This is a genomic window from Fructilactobacillus sp. X2R6C1 (genome assembly GCF_059901295.1).
On record NZ_JBWXUZ010000072.1, the window covers coordinates 1 to 242 of the forward strand.

The 242-nt window shown below is 48.8% G+C and carries 1 protein-coding gene; it reads right to left on the minus strand.

The window, feature by feature from the left end:
• Positions 1-242 (minus strand): DUF6624 domain-containing protein (locus tag AC6UDF_RS07405; RefSeq protein WP_500724250.1); only part of this gene is annotated, 242 nt, incomplete at both ends.

Genomic DNA, 242 nt, shown 5'->3' on the forward strand with positions numbered 1-242 from the left:
GTGTTTGGAGAGCGTTCCGGTAATTGAAAGGAACGGATGACGGGCTTTCGGTATTGATTTTGCAGGGACCTTTCATATTCCCTAAGTGGTGAAAGACCGAACCGCTGCCGTCTCGAATCAACATTTTCAGGGTCATCCAGCGGAGCCAGCAGCAAAAGATCTCCCCGGATAATTGCCTGTGTTCCAAATAATTGTTTCCTGCCGAAAGCAAGACGTGTTTTATCCACCAGAACCGCCAGATG